The following is a 26,267-nucleotide window of genomic DNA, read 5'->3' on the forward strand; positions in this document are numbered from 1 at the left end:
AAAAACGCTTCGGCTGGCGGCTCGGGACAGCGGCCGGCCGACTCAAACTACCTACCACCGGGAGAGTCCGCATGTTCTACACGGGCGGCCAGCTGGTCGCACACGTGCTGGGACAGTCCGCGCACCGTGGTGAGCTGGGCAGGGCCGACCCGGACCCCGGTCTCTGTTTCGACCCGGGTACGAAACTCCAAGCTAGCCAACGAATCCAGGCCGTATTCGGGGAGCGGCCGGTCCGGGTCAACGGTACGTCGCAACAGCAGGCTGATCTGATCGGAGACCAGGCGCAGTATCGAGCCCAACCACTCGTCGCGCGGGAGCTCCTTCAGCTCGGCAAGGAACCTCTGCGCGTCGGGACTGCTTCGGCGCACCGGTCGGAACGCTTCGGCAAACGGGCTACGGTGCGCCAACGCCGTCAACCACGGTGCCCGGGTGATTGGCGCGTATCCGGCCCACGCGCGTCCATAGCTCAGCACCGCACGGAAGGCGCGGGCGGCTTCGGCGGAAGTGATCGCAGCGCGCCCTCCGTCGACGGGGACAGCGGAGCTGCCGGTGTCAGCCCACGGCCCCCACCCGATCACGGTGGCCGGCAAGCCCTGGGCCTGGCGCCAGCGTCCGAACGCGTCCAACCAGCTGTCGGCTGCCGCGGCGGCGCCCTGGCCCGGCGTCCCGATCAGCGCCGCAGTCGAGGAGAACGCGCAGAACCAGTCCACCGATTGTGCGGCGGCCTCTTCTTGCAACGACTGGTGCAGGTTCCACGCGCCGTGGACCTTCGGCCCCCAGCAGCGGTCAACGAGGTGCCCGGTGATCTCGGTCAACGGTGCTTCGCCCACCGCGGCAACCGCATGCAGTACCCCGCGCACCGGCAGACCGGACGCCGTCGCCGCCGCCACCAGCCGGTCGGCCGTCTGCGGCTCCGCGATATCGCCGCATTCCACCTGAATATCGGTGCCCAGTGCACGCAATCGCTCGATGGCCCGTTGCGCTTGACTGTCCGGTGCCGAATCGCCGCTCAGCACGATGCGGCCACAACCCGCTGCGGCCATCTCAGCAGCCAGGTACAACCCGGCCCCACCGGTGCCGCCGGTGACGATGTAGGCGCCGTCGGCCCGGAATAGCTGGGCCTGGGCCGGTGGCACCACCGCTACCGTGCTTCCGGTCTGCGGCATGTCGAGCAAAACCGTTGCCGCGCAGTCATCGGCGTCGGCCACGCCCAGGGCGAAGGAAGCGTCCAGCAAGGAATGGTGCGTGGTGGGCGGTTGCGGAAGTCTGCCGTCTGCTGCATTTCGGTAGACGGTGCACAGCAATCGCTGGACCGTTTCCGGATGGCTGTGCGCCAGCAACGCCAAGTCGACGACATGCAGCGACAGATTTCGGCGGAAGGGGAACAGCCCAAGCCTGCTGTCGCCGTAGACATCCTGCTTGCCCAACTCGATGAACCGGCCGCCGAAGCTCAACAGTTCGATTCCGACGCGTTGCGCCACCCCGGACAGCGAGTTGAGCACCACGTCGACACCGTAGCCATCTGTGTCGTGGCGTATCCGATCGGCGAACTCAAGATTGCTCGAGTCATAGACGTGGTCAATACCCATGTCGTGCAACTGTTGTCGCCGCCGTGGACTGTCCGCTGTGGCGAAGATCTGGCATCCGGCCGCCCGTGCGATTGCGATCGCGGCCTGGCCGACGCCGCCGGTTGCGCAATGGATCAACACCTTGTCGTCTGATGTGACGCGCGCCAGATCGTGCAGCCCATACCAGGCGGTGGCGTATGCGGTCGGCCACGCGGCGGCTTCGGTCAACGGCAGCTCCGCCGGCAAGGTAGCCGTCAGTCGGGCGTCGCAGGTGATGAACGTGCTCCAACAATCGTCGGGAGAAATCCCGCCGACGTGGTCGCCCACTCGGTGGCCGGTGACATCGGGGCCGACCGCCGTCACCACGCCCGCGAAATCTGGGCCCAGCTGCTGCAGGTGTTCCTCGACGGGCGAGGCCTCGGCCCACTTGATTCCGGCGACCGTCACCGCAACTTCGATCTGACCGCTGCCCGGCGCAATCCGGGGGTAGGCGACTGCTTCCCACGACTCGGGCTCGGTCGGATCGTTGCGCTGCAGGCGCAGACAGTCTTGGCCGTGCTCCACCACGGTGGTCCGCCGATCGGCTGGGCCGAGCGGGCCGGGGCGCAGCCGCGCGGTGTACCAATCACCGTCACGCCAAGCGGTCTCGTCCTCGTCAGACCCGCTCTGGAGTTGCGCCGCAAGGTGGGACACCAATGCCTCATCGTGCTCGGCGGCGCCGCCGTCTACATCGATCTGGGTGACCTTCAAGTGTGGATACTCCGAGTCGATGACCCGTATCAGTCCACGCAGGCCAGCCTGTTCCAGGTTGGGCCGGTCCCCCGGTCGCACCGTGGCGGCGTCTCGGGTCACCACGTACAACCGCGGCGACTCCCCGGGTAACGCGACCATCTGCCTCACGACGTCCAACAGGTAAGCCACGAAGTCGCGGCCCCGCTGAGCGGGATTGGCAGCCTCGAGCGCCGGCGGGGTAACCACAACAATCCCGGCGTGGCCGTCGAGCGCTCCGTTCAGGCCCGCAGCCACATCGCCGCGCCCGATCGGCACCGAAACCGTGTGCGATGACGCCCCTTCGCCGTTGAGCACCCCACCGAGACGGCCGGTCAGGGTGTCTGTGGCGTCAGCCATGCTCAACAACAGCCAGCTTCCGGCATCGGTCGAGGCGGCACCCGGTTGATCGCGGCGCTCCCACTCGATGGTCAGCAGGCGCTCATCAAGAATGCGCACATCGGATTCGATCTCCGACCGGCCGGCCGTGAAGTGCAGACCTTCGACGGTGAGCAACACATTGCCAGAGCCGTCCATCAATTCCAGATCGGCCTCGCAGGCGTCGGCTCGCGCCACCGTCACTGTGCTCAGGCAGTACCGCACGTCTCGAATCAGATGATGGCGGCGCAGGCTGCGCACCCCAACCGGGCGCAGCAGTCCCCCGTCGCCGGCGCGCGGAACGTCGGGCCGCATAACGGCAGACATGATGCACGCTTCGAGGAGGGCCGGATGAATCTCATAGAGCCCCTGCTCGGAGCGGGCCGGTCCCGGCAGCGCGATCTCGGCAAGCGCCGTGGCACCGATGGTGTGCCCGCCGTCGCCGACACGGACCGCTACCAAACCCGAGAACGCAGGGCCGTATTGAATTCCGTGACGCTCGGACGTTTTTCGCAGTTCGGCACCGTCCACGCGGTCCTGGTGAGCTGCCAGCAATGCGGCGATATCGCGGACCGCTGGTTGGCGACCATCCGGCCGTGCCTGCAACACTGCGGTTGCGCAGTCAACCCGGTCGCGCCCCTGATGGGTGTGCACCGCAAAGTCCAGTACCCCGGGTGCCACCACCACGGCCCCCGAGGACACCGATGTCCAGTCGTCCAGGGGCAGCATCTGTTCGAATCGAACGTCACGAATCTCGGTTGATTCGCCCAGGCTGGCACGGGCGGCGGCCAAAGCCATCTCGCAGTAGGCGGCCCCGGGCAAGATGGCCATGTTGTGAACCCGGTGATCATCGAGCCACGGGTGCGCCACGATTCCGACTTCGCCTTGCCAGACGTGGCGTTCGGGCTCCTCCAATAGGTGTACGTGCGCTCCCAACAAGGGGTGCACGGCCCGGACCGCTGCGCCGCGCGGAGTGACGTCTGCGTCCTCCCTGCTGAATATCAGCTCGCGGTGGTTCCAGCTCGGCAGCGGCGCCTCCACCAAACTGCCCGACGGGTATTGCGCAGCGAAATCCACCGCCGTTCCGGCGCTGTGCAAGTCAGCGACGAACCCGCGCAATCCGTTCCAGGACTGGCGCTCTCGGGGGGTGGCTGCCAGCGCAGCGATGCGGATGTCGAGACTGCTGGCATTCTGCTCGAGAACCGCAGCCAACCGTGAGTCCGACGCCAGCTCGCCGAAGATCTGGTGGCCATCCTTGATCGCCGCCTGCACAGCCGCTGCGAACCGCGCCATGTAACGCAGGTTGTCCGCCCAGTACTGGCCGTCGAATGACGGCCGGTCACGTGGCGACCACAGTGTTGCCGAGTAGTACGGGATCTCGAGCTCGGTCGGCTTCAGGTCGGCGAGGGCTTGAGCCAGTTCATCGAGGACCGGTTCGACTTGTGGCGAGTGTGCGGCGACCGCGACCGCCAGCTCGCGCACCGGCACTCCCTGTTGCTGCCAGTTGGCCACCAGGTCGCGAACGGTCTCGCCGTCACCGCCGATGGTTGTCGACACCGGCGACTCGACCACTGCGAGCACCGCGTCGGATACGTCACGAATGGAGAGCTCCGAAAGCACTTGCTGCGCAGGCAGTTCCACGGTGGCCATGGCGCCGCTGCCGGCGATTCGCGCTATCAGCCGTGCCCGGCGACAGGTGACGAGGAGCCCGTCCTCCAGCGTCAGCCCACCTGCGACGACGGCCGCCGCCGTCTCCCCGAGCGAATGCCCGATGACCGCGCCCGGCCGAACCCCATGGGCCTTCATCGCTTCGGCCAGTGCGACCTGGATGGCAAAGTTCGTCGGCTGCACTCGTTCGACCTCGGTCGGCGGAAGCTCGGCAGCGATGGTTTCGGCGAGTGAAAAGCCGGACTCCTCGGCGACGACCGGCTCCATTTTCGCGATCGCGGCCGCGAACGCCGGTTCTTCGGCGAGCAATGCCGCCATTTTCGCCCACTGGGGAGTTTGTTCGGAGAAGACCCAGACCGGCCCGCGGCCGTCCGATCCGATAGCAGGCTGGTAGGCCAGGTCATTGCCGGCGATTTCGCGCAGCGCCTGTCCGAGCTCACCGAAGTTGCTCGCCGCCACAGCCGTTCGTATCGGCCGGTGTGACCGCCGCCGCGCCAGGGTGTAGCCGAGGTCGGCGAGAACGGTGTCAGCCATCGCGGGGCCGTGTTCGTCGACCCAGTCCGCCAACCGGGCGGACGTCACCCGCAGCTGGTCAGCGGAGGTCGCCGATATCGGGAAAAGCAGCGGCGCTTGCCGGCCGCCCTCTGTCGCCGATTCGGTAGTCCTCTCCGGTACCGGCGACACAGGTGGTTGCTCGACGATGACGTGCACGTTGGTGCCAGACAGGCTATGTGACGAGACCGCGGCCCGACGCGGATGGGCCGCCCTGGCCGGCCAGGCCGTGTTTTCCAGCGGCACAACCAGGTTGGTCTGTACCCCGGCCAGCTGGTCCGGCAGCCGGGTGAAATTCAAATGCTGTGGAACCGTGCCGTCCTGCAGTGCCAGTATTGCCTTCATCAGACCCAGCGGTCCGGATGCCGATTGGCAGTGCCCGAAGTTGGTCTTGACCGACCCCAAGAAACAGCGATCGTCGGTGCCGTAGACCGCGGCCAGCCCCGCATACTCGGTCAGATCCGCGGCCGGGGCTCCCAGACCATGTGCTTCAACCAGCTCCACCGTCGCGGCCTCGACGCCGGCAGCGGCCAACGCGGCGTGATACACCGCAACCTGCGCCGGCGTCGACGGCGCCTCGGCTGTTCCGGTGCTGCCGTCCTGATTGGCGGCACTGCCGCGCAGCACAGCCAGGATGCGGTCGTGATCGCGTATGGCCTCTGGCAACCGCTTGAGAAGCAACACCACGCAGCCTTCACCCGCGACGAATCCGTCGGCGGCGGCATCGAAGGCCCGGCATCGGCCGGTCGGGGACAACATGCCCTGCTGCGAGTCTGCAACGGACCTGCGGGGTTCGAGCATCACCGATACACCGCCCGCCAGGGCGAGCTCGCTTTCGCCGACCTGCAAGCTGCGGCACGCCTGGTGGACCGCCATGAGGCCCGAGGAACACGCCGTGTCCACCGTGACTGCCGGCCCGTGCAGTCCCAAGGCCTGCGACACGCGGGCGGAAGCGAAGCTGGTGTTGGTGGCGGTGAATCCGTAGGGTCCCTCAGCGGCGCCGTACTCCGCGGACAGCAACTCATAGTCGCTGTGCGTCAGCCCGACGAAGACGCCGGTCTGCGATCGACCCAGGGCCGCCGGGTCGATTCCGGCGTGCTCAACGGCCTCCCACGAGGTCTCCAGCAAGAGGCGATGTTGCGGGTCGACCGCGATGGCCTCCGGCTCGGTCATGCCGAAGAAGTCGGCATCAAACGCGCCGATGGTGTCCAGGAAGCCGCCCCAGCGAGATACCGATCGGCCCGGGGTACCCGGTTCGGAGCCGTAGTAGCTGTCGACATCCCAGCGTTCGGCGGGTACTTCGTCGATGAAATCGGCGCCGCGCAGCAATGCGTCCCAGAACTGCTGCGGCGACTCGATCCCGCCGGGAAGCCGGCACGCCATCCCGATGACGGCGACCGGTGAGGCGGACGGGCTGGAGGGGGGTGTGGGAGCGGTACTCATCGCGCTGGCGAGGTTACAGCAAGGTCACGACAGATTTGCGCCTGAGTAAACCACGGTTCCAATAACAGGCCACTAAACCACTATTTGAGTCCTCGACGACGGTCCAGGAGTTCACTTTGCCGCGATAGGACCCGGCTGGGCAGCATCGCCCTCAAGCCGGCCGCTAACACTACCAGCAGGTCGCAGCCGGGCCGGCAGCCAGGACGGAGGGGCATCGGGTGCCTCATCGAACACCCCGCCGGCCGGGTCGTCGGCCCATCCGTGGGCGCGCACCAGGTCTTGCTGCGGGCGGTAGATCTGCCTGATCACCAGTGCGCACAGCACCACGACCGCTAGATCGCGCAGCAACACCGTGGTGGTGAACCACTGCTCGGGCAGGCTGCGATCCGCAACGCTGTAGAGGTAGTACATCCGCGGCATCCAGACCAGCGCATCGACGGTCATCCAGATCAGCAGCAGCCGGCGGTGGGGCAGCGCGAGCACCGCCAGCGGCACCAGCCACAGCGAGAACTGCGGACTCCAGACCTTGTTGGTCAACAGGAACGCCGCAACCACCAGGAACGCCAACTGCGCGACGCGAGGGCGCCGCGGCGCAGTCAGCGCGATGTAGCCGATTCCGAGGCAGCACAGCGCGAACAGTGCGGCGACGGCGCCGTTGAGCACCGTCGGAGGCTGCCACATCCCCAGGTCGCCGTCGAAACCCCGCCAGCCGGTCAATGACCTGACCACGTTGTAGAGCGAATCCATGTCGTCGCCGCGGCGGGAGTTGAGCCGGAAGAATTCGCTCCAGCCCCGCGGTGCGTACAGCAGGACGGGCAGGTTCACCACCAGCCAGCTGACCGCGGTGGCCACCACGGTGCGTTTAACCTCCTGCAGCCGGCCGGTGCGCAGCGCCAGCACCAGCAGCGGGAACAACAGCAGTACCGGATACAGCTTGGCGGCGGTGCCCAGACCGAGCAGTACCCCGGCCGCAGTCGGGCGCCGGCGCGCCCAGGCCAACAGACCGGCCCCGGCGAACGCCGTCGCCAACGCATCGAAGTTGGTGAAGATCTGGAAGATCACCAGCGGCGAAGCCGCCACCAGCGCCGCGTCCCAGACGCGTCGACCGGCCAGCCCGGCTGTGGACCACACCGTCGCCAACCAGGCCAGGGCCAGACCCAGCGCGACGATGTCGAAGAACACCACCACCTCGGCGACCCCGCTCAACGCCGGGATCTTCACCACCTTGGTGATCGCCGTGTACGTCTTCGCCAGCGCCATCGCCGAATACTGGTACAGCCCGGTCAGCACCGGATATTCCATGTACCGCACGGCGGGCAGTCCGTCGTAGCGGGTCTGTTCCTTGCCCGACGAGTCCTTCTCCACCCAGCTGGACTTGTACGGGAACTTGCCCTGATCCAATAGCTCCGCGGTGTAAAGCGGCACCACGTCGGAGTAGCACAGCTGAAAGTACGCGCGTTCGTTGTCCCAGTTGGCCACCCGCTGGTCGGGGCTCCCGCTACCGGTGCTCTGCAGGCACGCCGCCTTGGTGGTCCAGCCCAGCGCCAAGAAGAGCACGGCGATCAAAAACATCACCCGCAGCGGCGTCATGAACCTGGTCCGCCCGATCAGCGCATGGCGGCCGACGGGCCCACCGATGGTGTTCGACAATGCCCGGCCGACTGCATCGGTGCGGCTGGGCAGATCACGGTCGTCGGCACTGCGCAGGTCCGCCGCCAGCCCGCGCGGTGAGCGCATCGTGCGTTCGGTCGTCTCCTGGCTCACGGGAGAGCCTCCGGCGCCGGGGGCGGGGGCGGCTCCGGCGGCGGGGGTGGTGGAGGCGGAGGAGGCGGTGGCGGGGGTGGAGGAGGCGGGAAGGGTTCCGGCATCGGGAAGCCCGGCGGCGGAGGCGCCGGCTCGTCAATATCCTGTGGCGGCGGCGGCGCCGGATACCAGTCGTACTGCACGGGGATAGGCGCGCTGGTCGGCACGCCCGCGGAACCGCCGATCTCAGTGGGCTTGGGGAACTGCACGATCGGGTCACCCCACAGCGCGCCGTCCATGCTGGCTTTCCAGATCTCGGCCGGCAGGCCCGCGCCGTATACCGGCCCGCCCCACTTGTTGGTCAGCGGTTCGTCGCCGCCGGTGGTGCCCACCCAGACCGCGGTCGACAGGGTCGGCGTGTAGCCGACCATCCAGGCGTCCCGGTTGGCCCCGGTGGTGCCGAGCTGCGTGGTGCCGGTCTTGGCCGCGGCCGGGCGCCCACCAGCCAGGTCGTGCCCGCCCGACCAGCTCGGAATCGCCTTCATGGCGTCGGTGACATTGTCCGCGACTGCTTTCGGGACTCGCTGCTCCCCGGAGTCCTTGGCGGCCGCTACGTCGAAGAGAACCCGGTCATCGGGGCCGACGACCTTCTGAATGAAGTGCGGCCGGTGGTACATGCCGGAGTCGGCCAGGGTCGCGTACGCCGACGCCATATCGATCACCCGAGTCTGGTACTGGCCGAGCACGATGCCATTCTCCGGGGGCCCGCCGAGGCCGTCCTGGGACAGGGTGTGCGCGACACCCGGGAAGCTCTTGGCGACCCCGAGATCGTGTGCGGCGTCGGCGACGTCCTGCGGTCCGTGCTTGAGCTTGAGCATCAGCCGGTAGTACGCCGTGTTGAGCGATCGTTTGAGCGCCTCGGCGATGTTGCAGACTCCACAGCTGGCGCCGCCCACATTGCTGATCTTGGTCTTGCCGACCGTCAGCGGGCCGCTGTCGATCTGCTCCCCCAGGCCGATGCCCTGTTTCAGCGCCGCCACCAAGGCGAACACCTTGAACGACGAACCGGTCTGCAAGCCGGCCTGCGCGAAGTCGAATCCACCGACCTCGTCGCCGCCGTAGTAGGCCCGCACCGCGCCGCTGCGAGGATCGATGGAGACCACAGCGGTCCGCATGGTCGGTTTTTGCCCCGCCATGGTCGCTCTGACGGCTTTCTCCACCGCCCGCTGCGCCTTCATGTCGATCGTGGTGGTGATGCGCAGTCCCTCCATGTTCAGGGTCTGCTCGTCGATGTGGAACATGTCGAGCAATTCCTCGGTGACCTGGCGCTGGATCAGCCCGGCGGGCCCGGAGGCTTGGTCGGCATTGCGCGCCTGGTCAGGCGGGATCGTCGTCGGGAAGAACTGCTTGGCCCGCTCGCTGAGTGTCAGTGCGCCGGTTTGCACCATGCCGTCGAGTACCCAATTCCAGCGGTCGACGGCGCGATCCCGGTTGATCGCCGGGTCCAACGCGGACGGCCGCTGAATCACCGCCGCCAATAAGGCGCCCTCGGAGACGGTGAGGTCCTCGACCTGCTTGTCGAAGTACGCCCGGGCGGCCGCGGCGATCCCGTAGGTAGTGCGGCCGAAGTAGATGATGTTGAGGTAGGCCTCCAGCACTTCGTCTTTGGACCACGCCTCGGACATTTTGGTGGCGATGACGAGCTCTTTGCCCTTGCGGACCAGTCCGCCCATGCCGGCCCGCTCGGACCCGACCAGCGCGTTCTTGACGTACTGCTGGGTGATCGTCGAACCGCCCTGGGTGTCACCGCCGGTCAGATTGTTCTTGACCGCCCGAAACAACCCCGAGACCGAGAAGCCGGAGTTGGTGTAGAAGTCGCGGTCCTCGGCGGCCAACACCGCGTCACGTACGTGAACCGGTACCCGGTCTAGCTTGATGTCAATCCGATTCCCGTCCGGCGGAACGATTTTCGCTAGCTCGGTACCGTCGGCTGCGAGGATTGTCGACACCTGAGTGGTGTGGATGTCACCGGGTTCGGGCACCTCCACGGTGCGGTAGGCCATCCCGAAGGTGACGACCGGCACCGCCAGGAGCGTCGCAGCGGCGGCGTACAGGCCGCGTCTGGCCCAGAGCCATTTCCGTCGCCGCGATTCGTGCTGGTCGAACTGGACGTCGATATCTGCCGGCGATTCGTCTGGGACAAGGGGCTTTTCGCTGTCCGGGCGCGGGCGCTCCATGGCGGCCTTGACCGCTTCGAGGCGCTCTTGCAGGTCCAACTCGTCATCGGTGCAGTCGGCGGACTTGTCCGCGGCGGTGTCGGCGTCCGTCCCGCTCGCTTCGTCGGTGGGCTTGACGTCGGTCGTCGTCAAGAAGTGCTCTTCGTCAGCGCTGTTGGCACCCGGCGCTGTCGGACCCTGGGTCTTCACAGGAACCCAGGGCGTCCTTGCGGGTAGGAGTCGGGCTTCCGGCCCTTCGCCATCCCGAGTCGGGCGCAACCCTTTTCGGTGATCGGCGAAGTGCTCAGCAGCCAGTCGTCCCCCACGCATCGCTGCAGTCGCATGGCCAACAGATTACTTCCGTGGACTCACCATCGGGTTGAAACAAGGTCACAAACGCACTACGGCGCGGGGGGCAGCGGCTCGGCCGCAGGTGGGCCGCCCGGCTCGGGCGCCTGCGGCACCGGCGGCGCCGGTGGGGCGGCCGTGATCGTGGTGGGCGGACCGATCGGGATGGTGATGCCCGGGGCGATCTCGATCGTCGGCTGGATGACGGTTTCCTCCGGGGGGGCCGGCGGGCCGGCGTCCATCGGAGGGGGCGGTGGCGGCGCGGCCGGGACGCCGGCATAGCCGCCGATCTCGGTGGGCGTGGGGAAGGTTTCGTTGGACGTGCCCTTCAGGGCGCCGTCCATGGTGGCCTTCCAGATGTCGGCCGGAATGCCCGCGCCGTAGACCGGACCACCCCACTGATTCACCAGCGGCTCGTCTCCCCCGGTGGTGCCCACCCAGACGGCGGTCGACAGCGACGGCGTGTAGCCGACCATCCAACCGTCCCGGTTGGCCCCGGTGTCGCCCAGCTGCGTAGTGCCGGTCTTGGCCGCCGACGGTCGCCCGCCGGCCAGGTTGTGCCCACGCGACCAGGCGGCGATGGGCTGCATGGCGGAGGTGACGTTGTCGGCGACCGCCTTGGGGATGCGCTGCTCGCCGGTGTCTTCGGAAGTCTTCGCATCGAACAGCACCCGGCCGTCGGCGCTTTCCACCTTCTCCACGAAGTGCGGTGGGTGGTAGATGCCGGAGTCCGCCAGCGTCGCGTACGCCGAGGCCATGTCGATCACCCGGGTCTGGTACTGGCCCAGCACCACTCCGCCTTCGGGCGGGCCGCCATCCTGCGACAGGGTGTGCGGTACGCCGGGGAAGCTCTTGGCCACCCCGGCCTGATGCGCTGCGTCGGCGACGTCCTGCGCCCCGTTCTTGAGTTTGAGCATCAGCCGGTAGTAGGCGGTGTTCAACGAGCGCTTGAGCGCCTCGGCGATGTTGCAGACACCGCAGCCCTCGCCCTCGGCGTTGGTGATCTTGGTCCGGCCGTTGTCGAGGGTCAGCGGTGAACTGTCGATCTGATAGCCCAAGCCGATGCCCTGCTCCAACGCGGCCACCAGGGCGAACACCTTGAACGACGACCCGGTCTGCAGCCCGGCCTGGGCGAAGTCGAAACCGTTGGCATCCGATCCGCCGTAGTAGGCGCGCACCGCGCCGTCGCGCGGGTCGATGGACACGACCGCGGTCCGCATGTTGGGGATCTGGTCTTTGAGGTAAGTGGCCACCGCGTCTTCGGCGGCCTCCTGCGCCGCCGGGTCGATAGTGGTGGTGATCTGCAGGCCCTGGGTGTTGAGCGTCTGTTCGTCGATGTTGAACAGCTCGAGCAGCTCACTCGTGACCTGCCGCTGGATCAACCCGTTGGGCCCGGTGGTGATGTTCTGGCTGCGGGCCAGTTCGGGCGAGACCGTGGACGGAAACTCTTGGGCGGCGCGCTCACCGGCGGAAATGGCTCCGGTCTCCACCATGCCGTCGAGCACCCAGCTCCACCGGTCGAGGGCGCCTTCGGGATCGACCGCCGGGTCCAACGTGGACGGCCGCTGGATCAGGGCGGCCAGCAGCGCACCCTCGGCGATATCGAGCTCCTCGACGGGCTTGTCGAAGTACGCCCGTGACGCCGCGGCGATCCCATAGGCGCCGCGGCCGAAGTAGATGATGTTCAGGTAGGCCTGCAGCACATCGTCTTTGCGCCACGCACTCGACATCTTGGTGGCGATCACCAGCTCTTTGGCCTTGCGGACCAATCCGCCCATACCGGCCCGCTCGGATCCGACCAGGGCGTTCTTGACGTATTGCTGGGTGATCGTCGAACCGCCCTGGGTGTCGCCGCCGAACAGGTTGTTCTTGATCGCGCGGGCGAAACCCGACACCGAGAATCCCGGGTTGGAGTAAAAGTCGCGGTCCTCGGCCGCCAACACCGCGTTGCGCACGTAGACCGGCACCTGGTTGATGTCGATGTCGACGCGGTTGCCTTCCGGCGGAATGATCTTGGCCAGTTCGGAACCGTCACTGGCCAAGATCGTCGATACCTGGTTGGTCCGGATGTCGCCGGGCGAGGGCACGTCGGTGATGGAGTAGGCCATCGCGAAGGTGATGACCGGCAGCAGCAGCATCACCACCACGGCGGTGTAGAGCCCGCGCCGGATCCACCGCCAATTCGGCGGATGGGCGCGCAGCCACTCCAGCGGATTCGGCGCGGCCGGCCGGTCGGCGGAAGCGGAGCGCTCTGCCCGCCGCGGCGGCGACACGGTCGGCTTCTCCGGCGGTGGCTCGCGTCGCGGGATCCGGCCACTCAACGTCTGCTCGCGTTGTGGAGGCGCCCCGTCGAGTGCCGCCCGCACCGCATCGATCGGGTCCCGCAGATCGGCAGTCACGGCGTCGTCAACTGCCGGAATGATCGTGGTCTGGCGGTCATCCGGCCCCGCCGGTGGGCGCCGGCCGGCAGCGTCGGAGGGCCGGGCCGATCCAGCATCGGACCCGTCGTCGTGATGTTTACTCACTGGCGGTACGGGCTCCGCTGCGTGCCGGCCGTCGACCGCGGGATCCCTTGGGCGGGCTCGCGAGGCCCAACACATATGACTTCACAAGGTGATTCCAGCTGCAGGTCCGGCACACCTCGACGACGTACACCGAGAACTCCGAGAAGCGGGTGGCCAGCAGAACCAGCTCCTCGGCGGAGCGCGCCGAGCCCGAGACCGCACCCAGCTGGTCGCCGTACACCCACGACACCAGGGTGAGCGGCTCCTTGCGGCAGATGGGGCAGACCACCGCGCTGGCCTTGCCGTGGAACTTCGCGGCGCGCAGCAGATACGGGTTGGCGTCGCACACCTCGGTGACCCCGGTACGCCCGGAGTAGACCTCGGCCAGCAGGGAACGGCGCCGGAGCGCGTAGTCCACTACCTGTCGCTGCAATCGCACGGTCACCAGAGTACGTCGGGTCCTCACCGGCACTCGCGATCAACGCCCCCAACCGGCGCTAACCGGCGGATTCGCCGCCACTACCGGGCAGCCGTCTTTTACGATCGTCGCCGTGGCGACACGGCAGACCGCAGGCACCCGGGCCAAGGACAGCGACCGCGACGACGTCTGCCGGATCCTGGACAGCGCGCTGGGCGAGGGGCAGGTATCCAGCGCCGAGCACCAGGAGCGAATCAGCGCGGCCACCCGAGCCGTGACCCTGGGAGACCTGCATTCCCTGGTCGGCGACCTGCAGACCGAGACCGCGCCGGTCAAGCTGCCGGCATTGGGCAGTCCCGCGAAGTTCGGCGTGCGCAGTGTCGCCGTCAGGGCACTGGGCGCACTAGGCACCGCGGTGCTGGCGGGCATGCTGCTCGGTTGGGCGATGTACGGAAACACCAGCTCGCCGCTGAGTTTCACCTCAGATCCCGGGGCCAAGCCGGACGGCGTCGCGCCGGTGGTGCTCACCCCACCACGACAGCTGCAGTCCCTGGGCGGACTCACCGGCCTGCTGGAGCAGGCACGGCAGAAGTTCGGCGACACCATGGGCTACCGGCTGGTGGTCTACCCCGACTACGCATCCCTCGATCGGCCCGACCCGACCGAAGAGCGCCGCAAACTGGACTACTCCTACCGCGGCGGCTGGGATGACCCCTCCACTTCGTCCAAGAGCAGTGATGACGTGCTGGTCGATCTGAGCGCATTCGACGTGAAGGCCGCGGTCGGGATCCTGCGTGGGGCTCCCGAGACGCTCGGGATCAAACCAGCCGACGTGAAAAGCACCTACCTGATCGTGGATCCCGCTCGGGATCCCACGACACCGGGTGCTCTATCGCTGTCGGTGTATGTTTCCAGCGACTACGGCAGCGGCTACATCGCCTTCGCGGGCGACGGCACCGTCAAACGCGTCAATTACCCGTCCTGAAATTCTTGGCCCCTACGGCCTGAACAGCTGACGAACAGTAGCCCCTTGGGCGTAGTTATATCGGCGCGATACTATGGCGCGAACCGTCGAACGGTCGTAGCTACACCATCTGGAGGAGGTGACTGGAGTGCTTGAGCTCGCCATTTTGGGCTTGTTGCTCGAGTCTCCGATGCACGGCTACGAGCTCCGGAAGCGGTTGACCGGTCTGCTGGGTGCGTTCCGGGCGTTCTCCTACGGTTCGCTGTATCCCGCACTGCGGCGCATGCAGCTGGCCGGCGTGATCGCCGAGGACGCCACCCCAACGGGGACCCCGGTGCGCCGGGCCCGTCGGGTGTACCGGCTGACCGACGCCGGCCGTCAGCGATTCAACGAGCTGGTGTCCGACACCGGCCCGCAGAACTACACAGACGACGGCTTTGGAGTCCACCTGGCGTTCTTCAACCGCACCCCGGCCGAAGCTCGGATGCGGATCCTCGAAGGCCGCCGCCGGCAGGTGGAAGAACGCCGGGAAGGCCTGCGCAACGCGGTGGCGCGGGCCAGCAACTCGTTGGACCGCTATACCCGCCAGCTGCACCAGCTCGGGCTGGAGTCCAGCGAGCGGGAGGTCAATTGGCTCAACGAGCTGATCGCGGCCGAACGCGCATCGAACCGGGCCGAACAACCCTGATCCTGCATACAGACGCGGGCATCGGGGCAACACAACACAGCACGTCAGCAGTGGAAGCAGAAAAAGGAGATCGTCGGAAATGACTGAGCAATCGACGGAAGTGCGGGTCGCCATTGTCGGCGTCGGTAACTGCGCCTCCTCGCTGGTCCAAGGCGTGCAGTACTACCAGAACGCCGATGACACCTCGACGGTCCCGGGCTTGATGCACGTGCGCTTCGGTCCGTACCACGTCCGCGACGTGAAGTTCGTCGCCGCGTTCGACGTGGACGCCAAGAAGGTCGGCTTCGACCTGTCCGAGGCCATCTTCGCCTCGGAGAACAACACCATCAAGATCGCCGACGTGCCGCCGACCAACGTCATCGTGCAGCGTGGGCCGACCCTGGACGGCATCGGCAAGTACTACGCCGAGACCATCGAGGTTTCCGACGCCGAGGCTGTGGACGTGGTCGCCGCCCTGCGCGAGGCCAAGGTCGACGTGCTGGTCTCCTACCTGCCGGTGGGTTCGGAAGAGGCCGACAAGTTCTACGCCCAGTGCGCCATCGACGCCAATGTGGCATTCGTCAACGCGCTGCCGGTGTTCATCGCCTCCGACCCGGTGTGGGCCAAGAAGTTCGCCGACGCCGGCGTGCCGATCGTCGGCGACGACATCAAGAGCCAGGTCGGCGCCACCATCACCCACCGCGTGATGGCCAAGCTGTTCGAGGACCGTGGCGTCACACTGGACCGCACCTACCAGCTCAACGTCGGCGGCAACATGGACTTCAAGAACATGCTCGAGCGCGAGCGCCTGGAGTCCAAGAAGGTCTCCAAGACCCAGGCCGTCACCTCTAACCTGACCGGCTCGCTGGCCGGCAAGGTCGAGGACAAGAACGTGCACATCGGCCCGTCCGACCACGTCGCCTGGCTCGATGACCGCAAGTGGGCCTACGTGCGCCTCGAGGGCCGCGCCTTCGGCGACGCTCCGCTGAACCTGGAGTACAAGCTCGAGGTGTGGGACTCGCCGAACTCGGCCGGCATCATCATCGACGCGGTGCGTGCCGCCAAGATCGCCAAGGACCGTGGCATCGGCGGACCCATCCTGCCGGCATCGGCGTACCTGATGAAGAGCCCGCCCAAGCAGCTGGCTGACGACATCGCGCGCGCCCAGCTCGAAGAATTCATCGTCGGCTAGACACCATCGACTCTGCGCGGGGACATGACTGACGACGAGCTGGCCGGCCTCTCGGAGTTCGCCCTATTGAGGGGAAACGCCGAGCAGGCCGGTCTGGCCAGTGCGTTGCCCGACGTGGAGCGCATCGATACCGCTGAAGTCAGCGCGCTGCGCTGGGGTTCGGCACCGCCGCGCGTGGTGTTCCTGCACGGCGGCGCGCAGAACGCTCACACCTGGGACACCGTCATCCTCGGGCTCGGCGAGCCCGCGCTGGCGGTGGACCTGCCCGGGCACGGCCGCTCGGCGTGGCGCGAGGACGGCGACTACTCGCCCCAACGCAATGCCGCCACGCTGGCGCCGGTGCTGCGCGAGCTGGCACCGGACGCCGAGTTGGTGGTCGGCATGTCCCTGGGCGGGCTGACCGCGATCCGACTGGCGGCCACCGCCGGCGAGCTGGTGCGCCGGTTGGCGATCGTGGACGTGACACCGTCGGCGTTGCAGCGGCACGCCGAGATGAGCGCTGCCGACCGCGGGACCGTGGCATTGGCCCAAGGCGATCGGACCTTCCCCGACTTCGAGTCACTGCTGGCGATCACCACGGCCGCGGCGCCGCACCGGGATCCGGAGTCGCTGCGACGCGGACTGTTCCACAACACTCGTCGGTTGCCGGACGGCAGTTGGACGTGGCGTTACGACACCATCCGCTCGGTTGGCGACTTCACCGAGCTGTGGACCGATGTCTCGGCGATCACCGCGCCCACCACCTTGATCCGCGGCGGCGATTCGTTCTTCGTCACCGCCGACGACGTCGCCGAGTACGCGCAACGTTCGCCGGGGTTGACCACCCACGTGGTCGACGGAGCCGGGCACTCCGTGCAAAGTGATCGGCCGCGCGTCCTGGTCGAGCTGCTGCGCATGGCCCTGGCATAGAACCAGTCGGTTCAGCGAGGCTGGAAGCGCCGCATCAATCCGGCAATTCCGGGGATAAGGTGGCGAGATGGCCCGGTCCATCCGCATCGCCGTCCAGCTGCAGCCCCAACACACGGCGCACTACAGCGCCATCCGCGATGCGGTCCGGCGTTGCGAGGACCTAGGGGTCGACATCGCCTTCAACTGGGACCATTTCTTCCCGCTCTACGGCGACCGCGACGGACCGCACTTCGAGTGCTGGACCATGCTGGCCGCCTGGGCCGAGCAGACCTCGCGCATCCAGATCGGCGCGCTGGTGTCGTGCAACTCCTATCGCAACCCGGAGCTGCTCGCCGACATGGCCCGCACCGTCGACCACATCGGCGACGGCCGACTGATCCTGGGCATCGGCTCGGGCTGGAAGCACCGCGACTACCGGGAATACGGCTACGAGTTCGGCACCGCGGGCAGCCGCCTGGACGACCTGGCCGGCGCACTGCCGCGCATCAAAACCCGCCTAGCCCAACTTAATCCGCCGCCCACCCGCGCGATTCCGCTGTTGATCGGGGGTGGCGGCGAGCGCAAGACGCTGCGCCTTGTGGCCGAGCACGCCGACATGTGGCACAGCTTCGCCGACGCCGACAGCTACCCGCACAAGGCCGCCGTGCTGGCACAGCACTGCGACGCCATCGGGCGAGACCCCGCCACGATCGAGCACTCGGCGGCACTGGGCGGTGACCAGACCCGCGGCACCGTGGCGGATCTGCTCGCCGAGGCCGACGCGTTGACCGGCCTCGGGGTGAGCCTGCTGACCATCGGCAGCAGCGGTCCCGACTACGACCTGACCGCCGCCGAGGCGCTGTGCCGATGGCGCGATCAGCAATAAGGCTCGCGGCGTTCATCGCCACGTGCATGATCGTGGGCGGTCTGGCGGCGGTGCCGCCAGCCGGGGCCGCCCCGGACCTGTGCACCCCGCCCGGGGAGCAGGCCGCCGTCGCGTTGCCGGTCAAACTGGCCAACGCCAAACGGCCGCGCGAGGACAAATACACCACGGCCGGCGTCGAGCCGCTGAGTTCGATTGACGTGACCAAACTCGGGCTGGGCACCCCCGGGGTACTGACGGTCGGCACGCTGACCGAAAGCCCCCCGACAAACTGCATCAACGCCAAGGGCCGCTACAGCGGGTTCGACAACGAACTGCTGCGGGCCATCGCCAAGAAGCTGGGCCTGCGGGTGCACTTCGTCGGCACCGACTTCTTCGGCCTGCTGGCCCAGGTGGAGTCGGGACGTTTCGACGTCGGGTCGGCGTCGATCAACGCCACCGACGAGCGCCGCCGCACAGTCGGTTTCACCAACGGCTACGACTTCGGCTACATGGCGCTGGTGGTCCCGGCTGGATCGGGGATCACCGGATTCGACGCCCTGGCCGGCGGCCAGCGCATCGCGGTGGTCCAGGGCACCGTCGAAGACGCCTACGCCGTCGACGCCCTGGAAGTCGAACCGGTGCGGTTCCCCGACTCGGTCACGCTGTACGCCAGCCTGAAGAGCCGCCAGGTCGACGCCTGGGTGGCGCCGTCGCTCACCGCGCTGAACCTGTTGAAGCCGGGCGATCCGGCGCAGATCGTCGGCTACACCTTCAGCCCGGCCGGCTTCGAGGCATACGCGGTGGCCAAAGGGAACCAGGCGCTGATCTCGGCGCTGAACTCCGGCCTGGACGCTGTCATCGAAGACGGCACCTGGCCACAGCTGTTCACCGACTGGGTGCCGCGGCCGCTGCCACCAGACTGGCAGCCGGGTTCCAAGTCGGCAGCCACCCCGCATCTGCCGGACTTCGCGGCGATAGCGGCCCGGCATCACCGGCCCGAGTCGGAGCCGTACACGCCCAAATCGACGCTGGCACAGCTACGCGACTCGTTCTTCGACTGGCAGTTGTACCGGCGCGCCCTGCCCGACCTGCTCAAGACCGGCCTGCCCAACACGCTGCTGCTCACCGTGAGCGGCGGCGCGATCGGTTTGGTGGCGGGGCTGGGGCTGGCCGTGGCCGGAATCTCGCGGACCCGGTGGCTGCGCTGGCCGGCGCGGATCTACACCGACATCTTCCGGGGACTGCCCGAGGTACTGATCATCCTGCTCATCGGTCTGGCGGTCGGGCCACTGGTGGGCGGCCTGACGCACAACAATCCGTACCCGCTGGGGATCGCGGCCCTGGGGCTGACCGCCGCGGCCTACATCGGGGAAATCTTGCGCTCGGGCATCCAAAGTGTGGAGTCCGGCCAGCTGGAAGCCTCGCGTGCACTGGGTTTCGGCTACCCGGCCGCGATGCGACTGGTGGTGATCCCGCAGGGCATCCGGCGGGTGCTGCCGGCGCTGGTCAACCAGTTCATCGCCCTGCTCAAAGCGTCGGCGCTGCTGTACTTCCTCGGCCTGGTCGCCGGTCAGCGGGAGTTGTTCCAGGTGGGCCGCGACTTCAACGCCCAGACCGGCAGTCTCTCCCCCTTGGTGGCCGCCGGCATTCTTTACCTGGCCCTGACCATTCCGCTAACCCACCTGGTGAACGTCGTCGATCATCGGCTGCGGCGCGGCAGGCCCCCCGAAGCCGATGATTCGGTCGAGCTGAGCCCGGCGATCTCCAGTCAGGAGATGACGTGAGCGCCCCCGCAGCCCGCGAGCCGGTGTCGCTGGCGGCCAAAGAGATCCAGTTGTCTTTCGGCAAGAACCAGGTGCTGCGCGGAGTCGACCTCGACGTGCCCGCGGGCGCCACCGCCGCGGTGATCGGCCCCTCCGGGTCAGGTAAGTCGACGATGCTGCGCACCTTGAACCGGCTCCACGAACCCGACGCCGGCGACGTCCTGCTGGGCGGCCGATCGGTGCTGGGCGACGACCCCGACGAGCTGCGTCAGCGGATCGGGATGGTGTTCCAGCATTTCAATCTGTTCCCGCACCGCAGCGTGCTGGACAACATCACGCTGGCTCCGCGCAAGCTGCGCGGGATGTCCGACGACGCCGCCCGCGAGCTCGCGCTGAGCCTGCTGGACCGGGTCGGGCTGAGGAACAAGGCCACGTCCCGCCCGTCGGCGCTCTCCGGCGGCCAGCAGCAACGGGTGGCGATCGCCCGCGCGCTGGCGATGCAGCCGCAGGTGATGCTCTTCGACGAAGCCACCTCGGCGCTGGATCCGGAGTTGGTCAAAGGGATCCTGGCGTTGATCGCCGAACTCGGGGCCGATGGCATGACGATGGTGGTGGTCACCCACGAGATGGGCTTCGCTCGCTCAGCCGCGAACACGGTGGTCTTCATGGACCGGGGCAAGGTCGTGGAGTCCGGTCCGCCCGATCAGATCTTCGACAACGCCGAGACGCAGCGACTGCAGAAGTTTCTCTCCCAGGTGTTGTGACAGCAACCTGCACGAGTTGTCAACCCTCTTTACAGTCACCGGTTAGACTGGCGAACTATGACGGACAGCAAGGCCGATACGCCGCAGGTGACGGCGATCGCAGAAGGCTTGCACCGTTCGCTGTCCAAACTGTTTTCGATCCTGCGGCGCGGTGACATCAGCGGAGGCACCCCCACTGGCGAACTCACGCTGGCCCAGCTGTCGATCCTGATCACGCTGCTGGATCGGGGCCCGATCCGGATGACCGAGCTGGCCGCCCACGAGCGGGTCCGCACCCCCACCACCACGGTGGCGATCCGCCGCCTGGAGAAGATCGGCCTGGTCAAGCGCAGCCGCGACCCCTCGGATCTGCGGGCCGTGCTGGTCGACATCACCCCCGAAGGACTGGCGAGCCACCGCGAGTCGCTGGCAAACCGGCACGCGGCGCTGGCGGCGATGCTGAACAAGCTCAGCCAAGAAGAACTCGACCTGCTGACTCGGGCACTCGAGCCCCTGGAGCGACTGGCCACCTGTGATGGTGTCGAACCGGCAGCCGCCGGCGATGCGGGCTGCCCCATGGATTGCGGTTGATGCCGACTGCCCTGATCACCGGAGCCGGCGGCGGTATCGGTTCGGCGATAGCGGCAGCGTTGGCGCCCACCCACACCCTGTTGCTGGCCGGTCGGCCGTCAGCGCGTCTGGACGCGGTGGCCGAGCGGCTCGGCGCCACCACCTGGCCGCTCGACTTGGCCGACATCGACGGGATCGACGCCGCCACCGAGGTCGTCGACGAACTCGACGTCCTGGTGCACAACGCCGGGGTAATGCTGCCCGGTGCTGCCGGCGAGTCCTACATCGAAGAGTGGCGGGCCACCTTCGAGGTGAACGTGTTCGGGGCTGTGGCCCTGACGCTAGCTCTGTTGCCCGCGTTGCGGGCGGCCCGCGGCCAGGTGGTCTTCATCAACTCCGGTGCCGGGCAACGGGTTTCTCCGGGCATGGCGTCGTATTCGGCGAGCAAGTTCGCGCTGCGGGCGTTCGCCGATTCCCTGCGCAGTGACGAGCCCGCGCTACGGGTCACCACGGTCTACCCGGGCCGGGTCGACACCGACATGCAGCAAGATCTGGTCGCCTACGAGGGTGGCGAGTACGACCCGGCCCGATTCCTGCGCCCCGACACCGTCGCCGAAGTGGTAGCCGGCGCAATCCGCACCCCCGCCGAGGCACAGCTGCAAGAAGTAGTGGTCCGGCCGCGCTGAGCTATCCGGTTTCCTGCCGCCGTACCCGGAACAACTTGGTCTCGCCCTCCACACCCTTGAGTGCACGGGTTCCGACAAACGACCAGGCATACCCCGGTACCTCACCGATGGCCTCGCGGGCCGCGCCCTCCGTCATGACCTCGCCGGGCTCGGCGACGCTGGTGACCCGGCTCGCGACGTTCACCGGGCTGCCGAACCAATCCCGGGCTCGGCTCACCGCCCAGCCCGACGCGATACCGGCCCGCAGCTGCGGCAGGTCGGGGTTGTCGGCGGCGCGGTCCAGAAGCTGTAGCGTGGCGCCGAGCAGCTTCGCGGCGTCGGACGACACCAGCATCACCGCATCGCCGATCGTCTTGACCAGCCGCACCGGAGGGTTGACCACCTCGTGCGCCAGATCGGCAAGGCGCTCAACGAGTCCCACCAGCTCCTCGGGCGGTATCGCCTCGCCCAGTCGGGTGAATCCGACCATGTCGGCGAAGGCCACCGCGAGCTGCCGCGCCCCGGGCAGCGCCACCCCGGCCGCCCGCTCGGTGGCGTTGACCTCCTCACCTTCCAGCACCCGCCGCAGCTGGACAAACAGAATGTCGCGAATCATGTCTCCCAACAAAGGGATAACAGTTCGCACGATCTCCTCGTGGGCTTTGGCGACCTCGAGCTCGGTCAGGCCCGGCCGCATGATCGCCGAAATGGTGCTGTACCGGAACGCCGGAACCGCCCGGGAAATGCCCTCGGAAAGCCGGCGGATCATCAGCAGCACCTGGCCCGGGTCCAGTCCGGCCCCGACCAGTTGCTGCAATCGCACGGCGGCCTCACCGTCGGCCCGCAAAAGCAAGGCCGCATCGGGATCATCCAACCGCGGCAGCCCCAACGCACGTTCGATGCCCTGCAACAGGGCCAGATCAATGCCGTGGTCGGCGCTGACCGCACGTTCTGACACGTATTTGCCGTCGTTGCCCAACGCACGATGCGCCGGCATCAGCATCGGCGCCACCTCGGCCCGGATCTGATCCAGTCCGAAGCCCTGCTCCAGCAACCAGACCACCAGCTCGGCACGCTCCTCGCGGGCACTGGCGTCAAGACCGTCGAACAGCCCCAGCTCCGCCAGCGTCTCGTGGAATGTTCCGCTCTCGGCCCACATGCTGTCGCCTCAAATCATTGCCACACCGCCAGGTTGACCGGCCATCCGGACCCCGGGGGCACCTGCAGGAAGGGGTGGTCCGGCCGCGCTGATCCGGTTGATTCGGGTCAGCCGATGATTCCCGCCCGGACCTGGTCGGCGACCTTGAGCGCCTGATCGGACACGATCCCACTGCTGCACACCAGAACCTCGATGGCCGCGTTGGACTTTCCGGTGATCACGTGCGAGCACGTCGAGTGGTCTGACACCCGGTTGGTGCGCACCGCGAAGCCGTCGCCGGCCTCCGCCGGCGTCTGCACGTACCACTGCTCATCGTCCTGTCCGGGCAGCGTCAGGTTGACTTGGTCGCCGGCGCAGTTCTGCCAAGACTGTGCGGTCTCGCTCACGAAGTCCGACGCGGCCTCCTCGGTGGGGAACGCCGCGATCACCGTCGTCACCCGCACCCGAACCGGACCGGTCACATCGCTGGTGAGGGTCTGAAGGTCGATTCCGCGGAATGAACTGCCGCCGTACGTCGATTCGGTTGCGGGATAGACCGCCCCGACACAGCCCTTCTCAATGGACTTGTAGTTCCGCAGCCCGTTGGAATGGTCGGTGACCGTCAGCGACGGATTCCGCAGTCCCGGACCCGCGAAGATGCTGTTGAGCGAAGCCGGGTCGGGCTGCAGGGCCGCGAGGTCACCGGCTTCGACCGGAGCGGCGATGGCCGGTGCCGCAAGCAACAGCCCGGCCGCGGCGATACCGGCGGCGAATATGCCCAGGGTGTGCGAATTGCGCATGGAGAGCTGACCTTTCATCGACGTGGTTCGAGAGGGCTGGAGCTAGGCGAGGTTGCGAACAATCTGCGAACGCAAGCTGCGTCCCTTACCGCCAGGGTTGGTGTCGGTGCACAGTCGGACATCGACGACGTAGTTGCTCTTGGCCTGCAGCACCCGCTCGCAGCCGGCGGTGCCCTTCATGGGATTTGCGAACAGGGTGGCGAACAGCTCCAGTCCGCCCGCGGTGACGACCCCGGCCTTGACGTCGGAAGTCAGGCCGTTGGCGTATTCGGCGGTCAACGGAGTCCCCTTGCAGCTCTTCCAGATGGCGGCCTGATCGTTGAGGTAGGTCTGCGCGGCTTTGGCGTCGGGGAATTCGGCGACGGCCTGAACCACGTTGGGGTTCACCTCGCCACCGGGCTCCCGAAGGGTCTGCACGATGAAGTCGGTGTAGCCCGAGCCGTCGTAAGCCGCTGCCGAGCCGGGCGAATACACCGCCGTACAGTTCGACGGGGTGGTGGTCGGCGTGCTCAGGGGCTGGGTGCCGGATTCGGAACTGATTACCTGCATCGTGGTGTCCAGCCGCTGGCTGACCTCATCGGCGGGAACCAGCACGTCAGCCAGGTCCACGGCAGTGGGCGCGGCCTGCGCGATCGAGCCGTCCGCGAGCACCCCGATTAACGCCGCGGCCGAGACTGCCACCACTGGGGCTAGGTGAATTCGCATCGAAATCCATTCCGTTTCGCCGTGTTGAACTCCCCTACCGGCGGCTGGGGCTGACCGAATGTTATCCGGTGTTCCGCGCCGAGACCCCTCCGTTGGAGTCCGCAATGTGGTTCCATCGATAACCGAACCGATCGACCCAACGTTAAGGACGTGCAATGCAACGGGACGACACCGACCGGAGAATCGGTTACCTTGCGCTCGCAATCGCGACCTGCGCCGCGGGGGCGCTGACGGTACTGCCCGCCCTGGCCTCGGCAACCCCGGGCGCGCCGGGCATCGACGACACCACCCCCTCCGCGGACGTCGACCTGGCCGCTCTCCAGCTGACCTCGGCAGAGGCGTCGCCCATCGTCAAGTGGCCATCGGATCCGCCCGCCGAGTTGACGGTGTACAAGACCGCGACCTCGCCGATCACCGGCGCGGCCAGCACCTCCGATTCGCAATGCGCCAGCGCGGTCTATGCCGGCCTGGACAAGACCTACGACGGCACTGGCTATACCGGCCTGAACTACCAAGAGCTCACCGGATTCGGTTCCAAGAACAGCTATTCGGTGATCTCGGTGGCCTCCAGCTACAACGACGAACACGCCGCGGCCAACATGGTGGCCAACACCATTCAGAACTGGACCGACTGCAGCCGCAAGAAGGTGACCGGCGACCTCAGCGGCTCCACGCAGACCCGAACCGTCAACAACGTGGTCTCCACCACCGACGACATCTACCTGGTCAACAACATCACCGACGACGGCGGCGCCTGCTCGCACGCCATGACGTCGCAGGGCAACGTCGTAGTCGAGGTGTCGGCATGTCGATCCAACATCGGTCTGGTCAAGCAGAGCCTTCAACTGGCCAACAAGATGCTGGTCAAGCTGCCGTGACGCTCCGACTTATCGCCGGCTGGTGTGTCGGGCTGGCCGCGCTGACCCTCTCCGGCTGTGCCGGGGACGACCCCGACCAGGACAGCGCCGCCACGGTTGCGCCGGCGGCGGCCGCGGCGGCCCCCAGCGTCCAACCGGATCCGACGGCGCCCGCCGCTCCGGCCGGTGAGCCAACTGGACAGCCCGCAGCAACCCCGACTCCGGCGGCGGCCGCCGGGCCGCGCTTGGTGACACCGGGCAAGCTTGGCGCTCTGCTGGTTCCGATCGAGGAGCTCAACAACGTCGTCAGTGCAAAGCTGGGATTCGAAACAGTGTTCACCAGGCCCGGTGCGCCGGCCGGCGGCCTGGGCGACAAAGCCGGCTGCGCGGTGTTGTTCGGCTCCAACACCGACACCTACGCAGGCGAATACACCGCCTTCCGGCGCCAGAGCGTGCGGGACGGCGAGGACAGCTCGCAACATTTCGTCGCCCAGGAAGTGGCCGCCTTCGCCGATGTCGCCACCGCGGCCGCGAACTTCGGCCAAACCTTCGACAAGAAGACCCTGGCCGGTTGTGACGGTGCCGTGGTGCATCGCCAGGGTGACGACGACCGCATCACCTGGCGGCTCAAGCTGACCGACATCACTGCCGACACCGCCCGATGGACGCTGGACCAGTACGCCGACGGCAAGCCCAACGACTGGACCTGTGCGCATGAGGCGCGGACCCGCAGCAACGTCGAATTCACGGTGACCGTATGCCAATTCGGCAACGCGGCACCGGCTGCGACAGCGATCGGAAATCAGATCAACGACTGGATTCCCCACCCGTGACCGGCATGCGA

Annotated in this window: 20 protein-coding genes; 11 read left to right on the top strand and 9 right to left on the bottom strand. The window is 67.5% G+C overall.

What is annotated here, in order from left to right; translation table 11 throughout:
• Positions 1-47: 47 nt before the first annotated feature.
• The 6 genes from pks2 to RCP37_RS21940 form a co-directional block, all read right to left on the bottom strand.
• Complete coding sequence (gene pks2, locus RCP37_RS21915) at positions 48-6,377, bottom strand: sulfolipid-1 biosynthesis phthioceranic/hydroxyphthioceranic acid synthase (RefSeq protein ID WP_308485004.1); 6,330 nt, start codon at positions 6,375-6,377, stop codon at positions 48-50.
• Between the two features lie 111 nt (positions 6,378-6,488).
• The gene (locus RCP37_RS21920; protein ID WP_308487204.1) at positions 6,489-8,114 is read right to left on the bottom strand and encodes a glycosyltransferase family 87 protein; all 1,626 of its coding nucleotides are present in this window, start codon (positions 8,112-8,114) and stop codon (positions 6,489-6,491) included.
• Between the two features lie 23 nt (positions 8,115-8,137).
• On the bottom strand, positions 8,138-10,546 hold the full coding sequence (locus tag RCP37_RS21925; protein ID WP_308485005.1) for a transglycosylase domain-containing protein: 2,409 nt from the start codon (positions 10,544-10,546) through the stop codon (positions 8,138-8,140).
• Positions 10,543-10,680, bottom strand: a complete 138-nt coding sequence (locus RCP37_RS21930; RefSeq protein ID WP_308485006.1) for a hypothetical protein — start codon at positions 10,678-10,680, stop codon at positions 10,543-10,545. Before RCP37_RS21930 ends, RCP37_RS21925 begins: the two co-directional genes overlap by 4 nt.
• Positions 10,681-10,737: 57 nt before the next feature.
• Positions 10,738-13,284, bottom strand: a complete 2,547-nt coding sequence (locus tag RCP37_RS21935; RefSeq protein ID WP_373693085.1) for a transglycosylase domain-containing protein — start codon at positions 13,282-13,284, stop codon at positions 10,738-10,740.
• Positions 13,202-13,627, bottom strand: a complete 426-nt coding sequence (locus RCP37_RS21940) for a DUF5318 family protein (RefSeq protein ID WP_046286212.1) — start codon at positions 13,625-13,627, stop codon at positions 13,202-13,204. Before RCP37_RS21940 ends, RCP37_RS21935 begins: the two co-directional genes overlap by 83 nt.
• Before the next feature lie 112 nt (positions 13,628-13,739).
• Between RCP37_RS21940 and RCP37_RS21945 the strand changes: the two genes are divergently transcribed.
• From RCP37_RS21945 to RCP37_RS21985, 9 genes are all read left to right on the top strand, one after another.
• Positions 13,740-14,591 (top strand): DUF1707 SHOCT-like domain-containing protein, encoded by an 852-nt coding sequence (locus RCP37_RS21945; RefSeq protein WP_308485007.1) that lies wholly within the window; start codon positions 13,740-13,742, stop codon positions 14,589-14,591.
• A gap of 127 nt (positions 14,592-14,718) precedes the next feature.
• Positions 14,719-15,258, top strand: coding sequence for a PadR family transcriptional regulator (locus RCP37_RS21950; RefSeq protein WP_308485008.1), 540 nt, complete (start codon positions 14,719-14,721; stop codon positions 15,256-15,258).
• 79 nt (positions 15,259-15,337) lie between these two features.
• A complete protein-coding gene (locus RCP37_RS21955) occupies positions 15,338-16,429 on the top strand; it encodes an inositol-3-phosphate synthase (RefSeq protein WP_308485009.1) in 1,092 nt (363 codons plus the stop codon).
• Between the two features lie 24 nt (positions 16,430-16,453).
• Complete coding sequence (locus RCP37_RS21960) at positions 16,454-17,338, top strand: Rv0045c family esterase (protein ID WP_308485010.1); 885 nt, start codon at positions 16,454-16,456, stop codon at positions 17,336-17,338.
• 67 nt (positions 17,339-17,405) lie between these two features.
• Entirely contained in the window at positions 17,406-18,203 is a 798-nt protein-coding gene (locus RCP37_RS21965) for an LLM class F420-dependent oxidoreductase (protein WP_308485011.1), read from the top strand.
• Complete coding sequence (locus RCP37_RS21970; protein WP_308485012.1) at positions 18,185-19,966, top strand: ABC transporter substrate-binding protein/permease; 1,782 nt, start codon at positions 18,185-18,187, stop codon at positions 19,964-19,966. Before RCP37_RS21965 ends, RCP37_RS21970 begins: the two co-directional genes overlap by 19 nt.
• Positions 19,963-20,709, top strand: coding sequence for an amino acid ABC transporter ATP-binding protein (locus RCP37_RS21975; protein WP_308485013.1), 747 nt, complete (start codon positions 19,963-19,965; stop codon positions 20,707-20,709). Before RCP37_RS21970 ends, RCP37_RS21975 begins: the two co-directional genes overlap by 4 nt.
• Positions 20,710-20,766: 57 nt before the next feature.
• On the top strand, positions 20,767-21,279 hold the full coding sequence (locus RCP37_RS21980; RefSeq protein WP_308485014.1) for a MarR family winged helix-turn-helix transcriptional regulator: 513 nt from the start codon (positions 20,767-20,769) through the stop codon (positions 21,277-21,279).
• Positions 21,279-21,944, top strand: coding sequence for an SDR family oxidoreductase (locus tag RCP37_RS21985; protein ID WP_308485015.1), 666 nt, complete (start codon positions 21,279-21,281; stop codon positions 21,942-21,944). The genes RCP37_RS21980 and RCP37_RS21985 overlap by 1 nt, the downstream gene beginning before the upstream one ends.
• Before the next feature lies 1 nt (position 21,945).
• Here the strand turns inward: RCP37_RS21985 and RCP37_RS21990 are convergent, their stop codons facing one another.
• The 3 genes from RCP37_RS21990 to RCP37_RS22000 all read right to left on the bottom strand — a co-directional run bounded on the left by RCP37_RS21990 (position 21,946) and on the right by RCP37_RS22000 (position 24,545).
• Positions 21,946-23,082: an adenylate/guanylate cyclase domain-containing protein gene (locus RCP37_RS21990; protein ID WP_308485016.1), complete on the bottom strand. Its 1,137-nt coding sequence runs from the start codon at positions 23,080-23,082 to the stop codon at positions 21,946-21,948.
• A gap of 107 nt (positions 23,083-23,189) precedes the next feature.
• The gene (locus RCP37_RS21995) at positions 23,190-23,861 is read right to left on the bottom strand and encodes a sensor domain-containing protein (protein WP_308485017.1); all 672 of its coding nucleotides are present in this window, start codon (positions 23,859-23,861) and stop codon (positions 23,190-23,192) included.
• Between the two features lie 42 nt (positions 23,862-23,903).
• On the bottom strand, positions 23,904-24,545 hold the full coding sequence (locus tag RCP37_RS22000; RefSeq protein ID WP_308485018.1) for a sensor domain-containing protein: 642 nt from the start codon (positions 24,543-24,545) through the stop codon (positions 23,904-23,906).
• A 176-nt stretch (positions 24,546-24,721) separates the two neighbouring features.
• Between RCP37_RS22000 and RCP37_RS22005 the strand changes: the two genes are divergently transcribed.
• Positions 24,722-25,444, top strand: coding sequence for a sensor domain-containing protein (locus RCP37_RS22005; protein WP_308485019.1), 723 nt, complete (start codon positions 24,722-24,724; stop codon positions 25,442-25,444).
• Entirely contained in the window at positions 25,441-26,256 is an 816-nt protein-coding gene (locus tag RCP37_RS22010) for a sensor domain-containing protein (RefSeq protein WP_308485020.1), read from the top strand. Before RCP37_RS22005 ends, RCP37_RS22010 begins: the two co-directional genes overlap by 4 nt.
• Positions 26,257-26,267 lie beyond the last annotated feature (11 nt).

It is taken from the genome of Mycolicibacter sp. MU0102 (genome assembly GCF_963378105.1).
GTDB lineage: Bacteria > Actinomycetota > Actinomycetes > Mycobacteriales > Mycobacteriaceae > Mycobacterium > Mycobacterium holstebronense.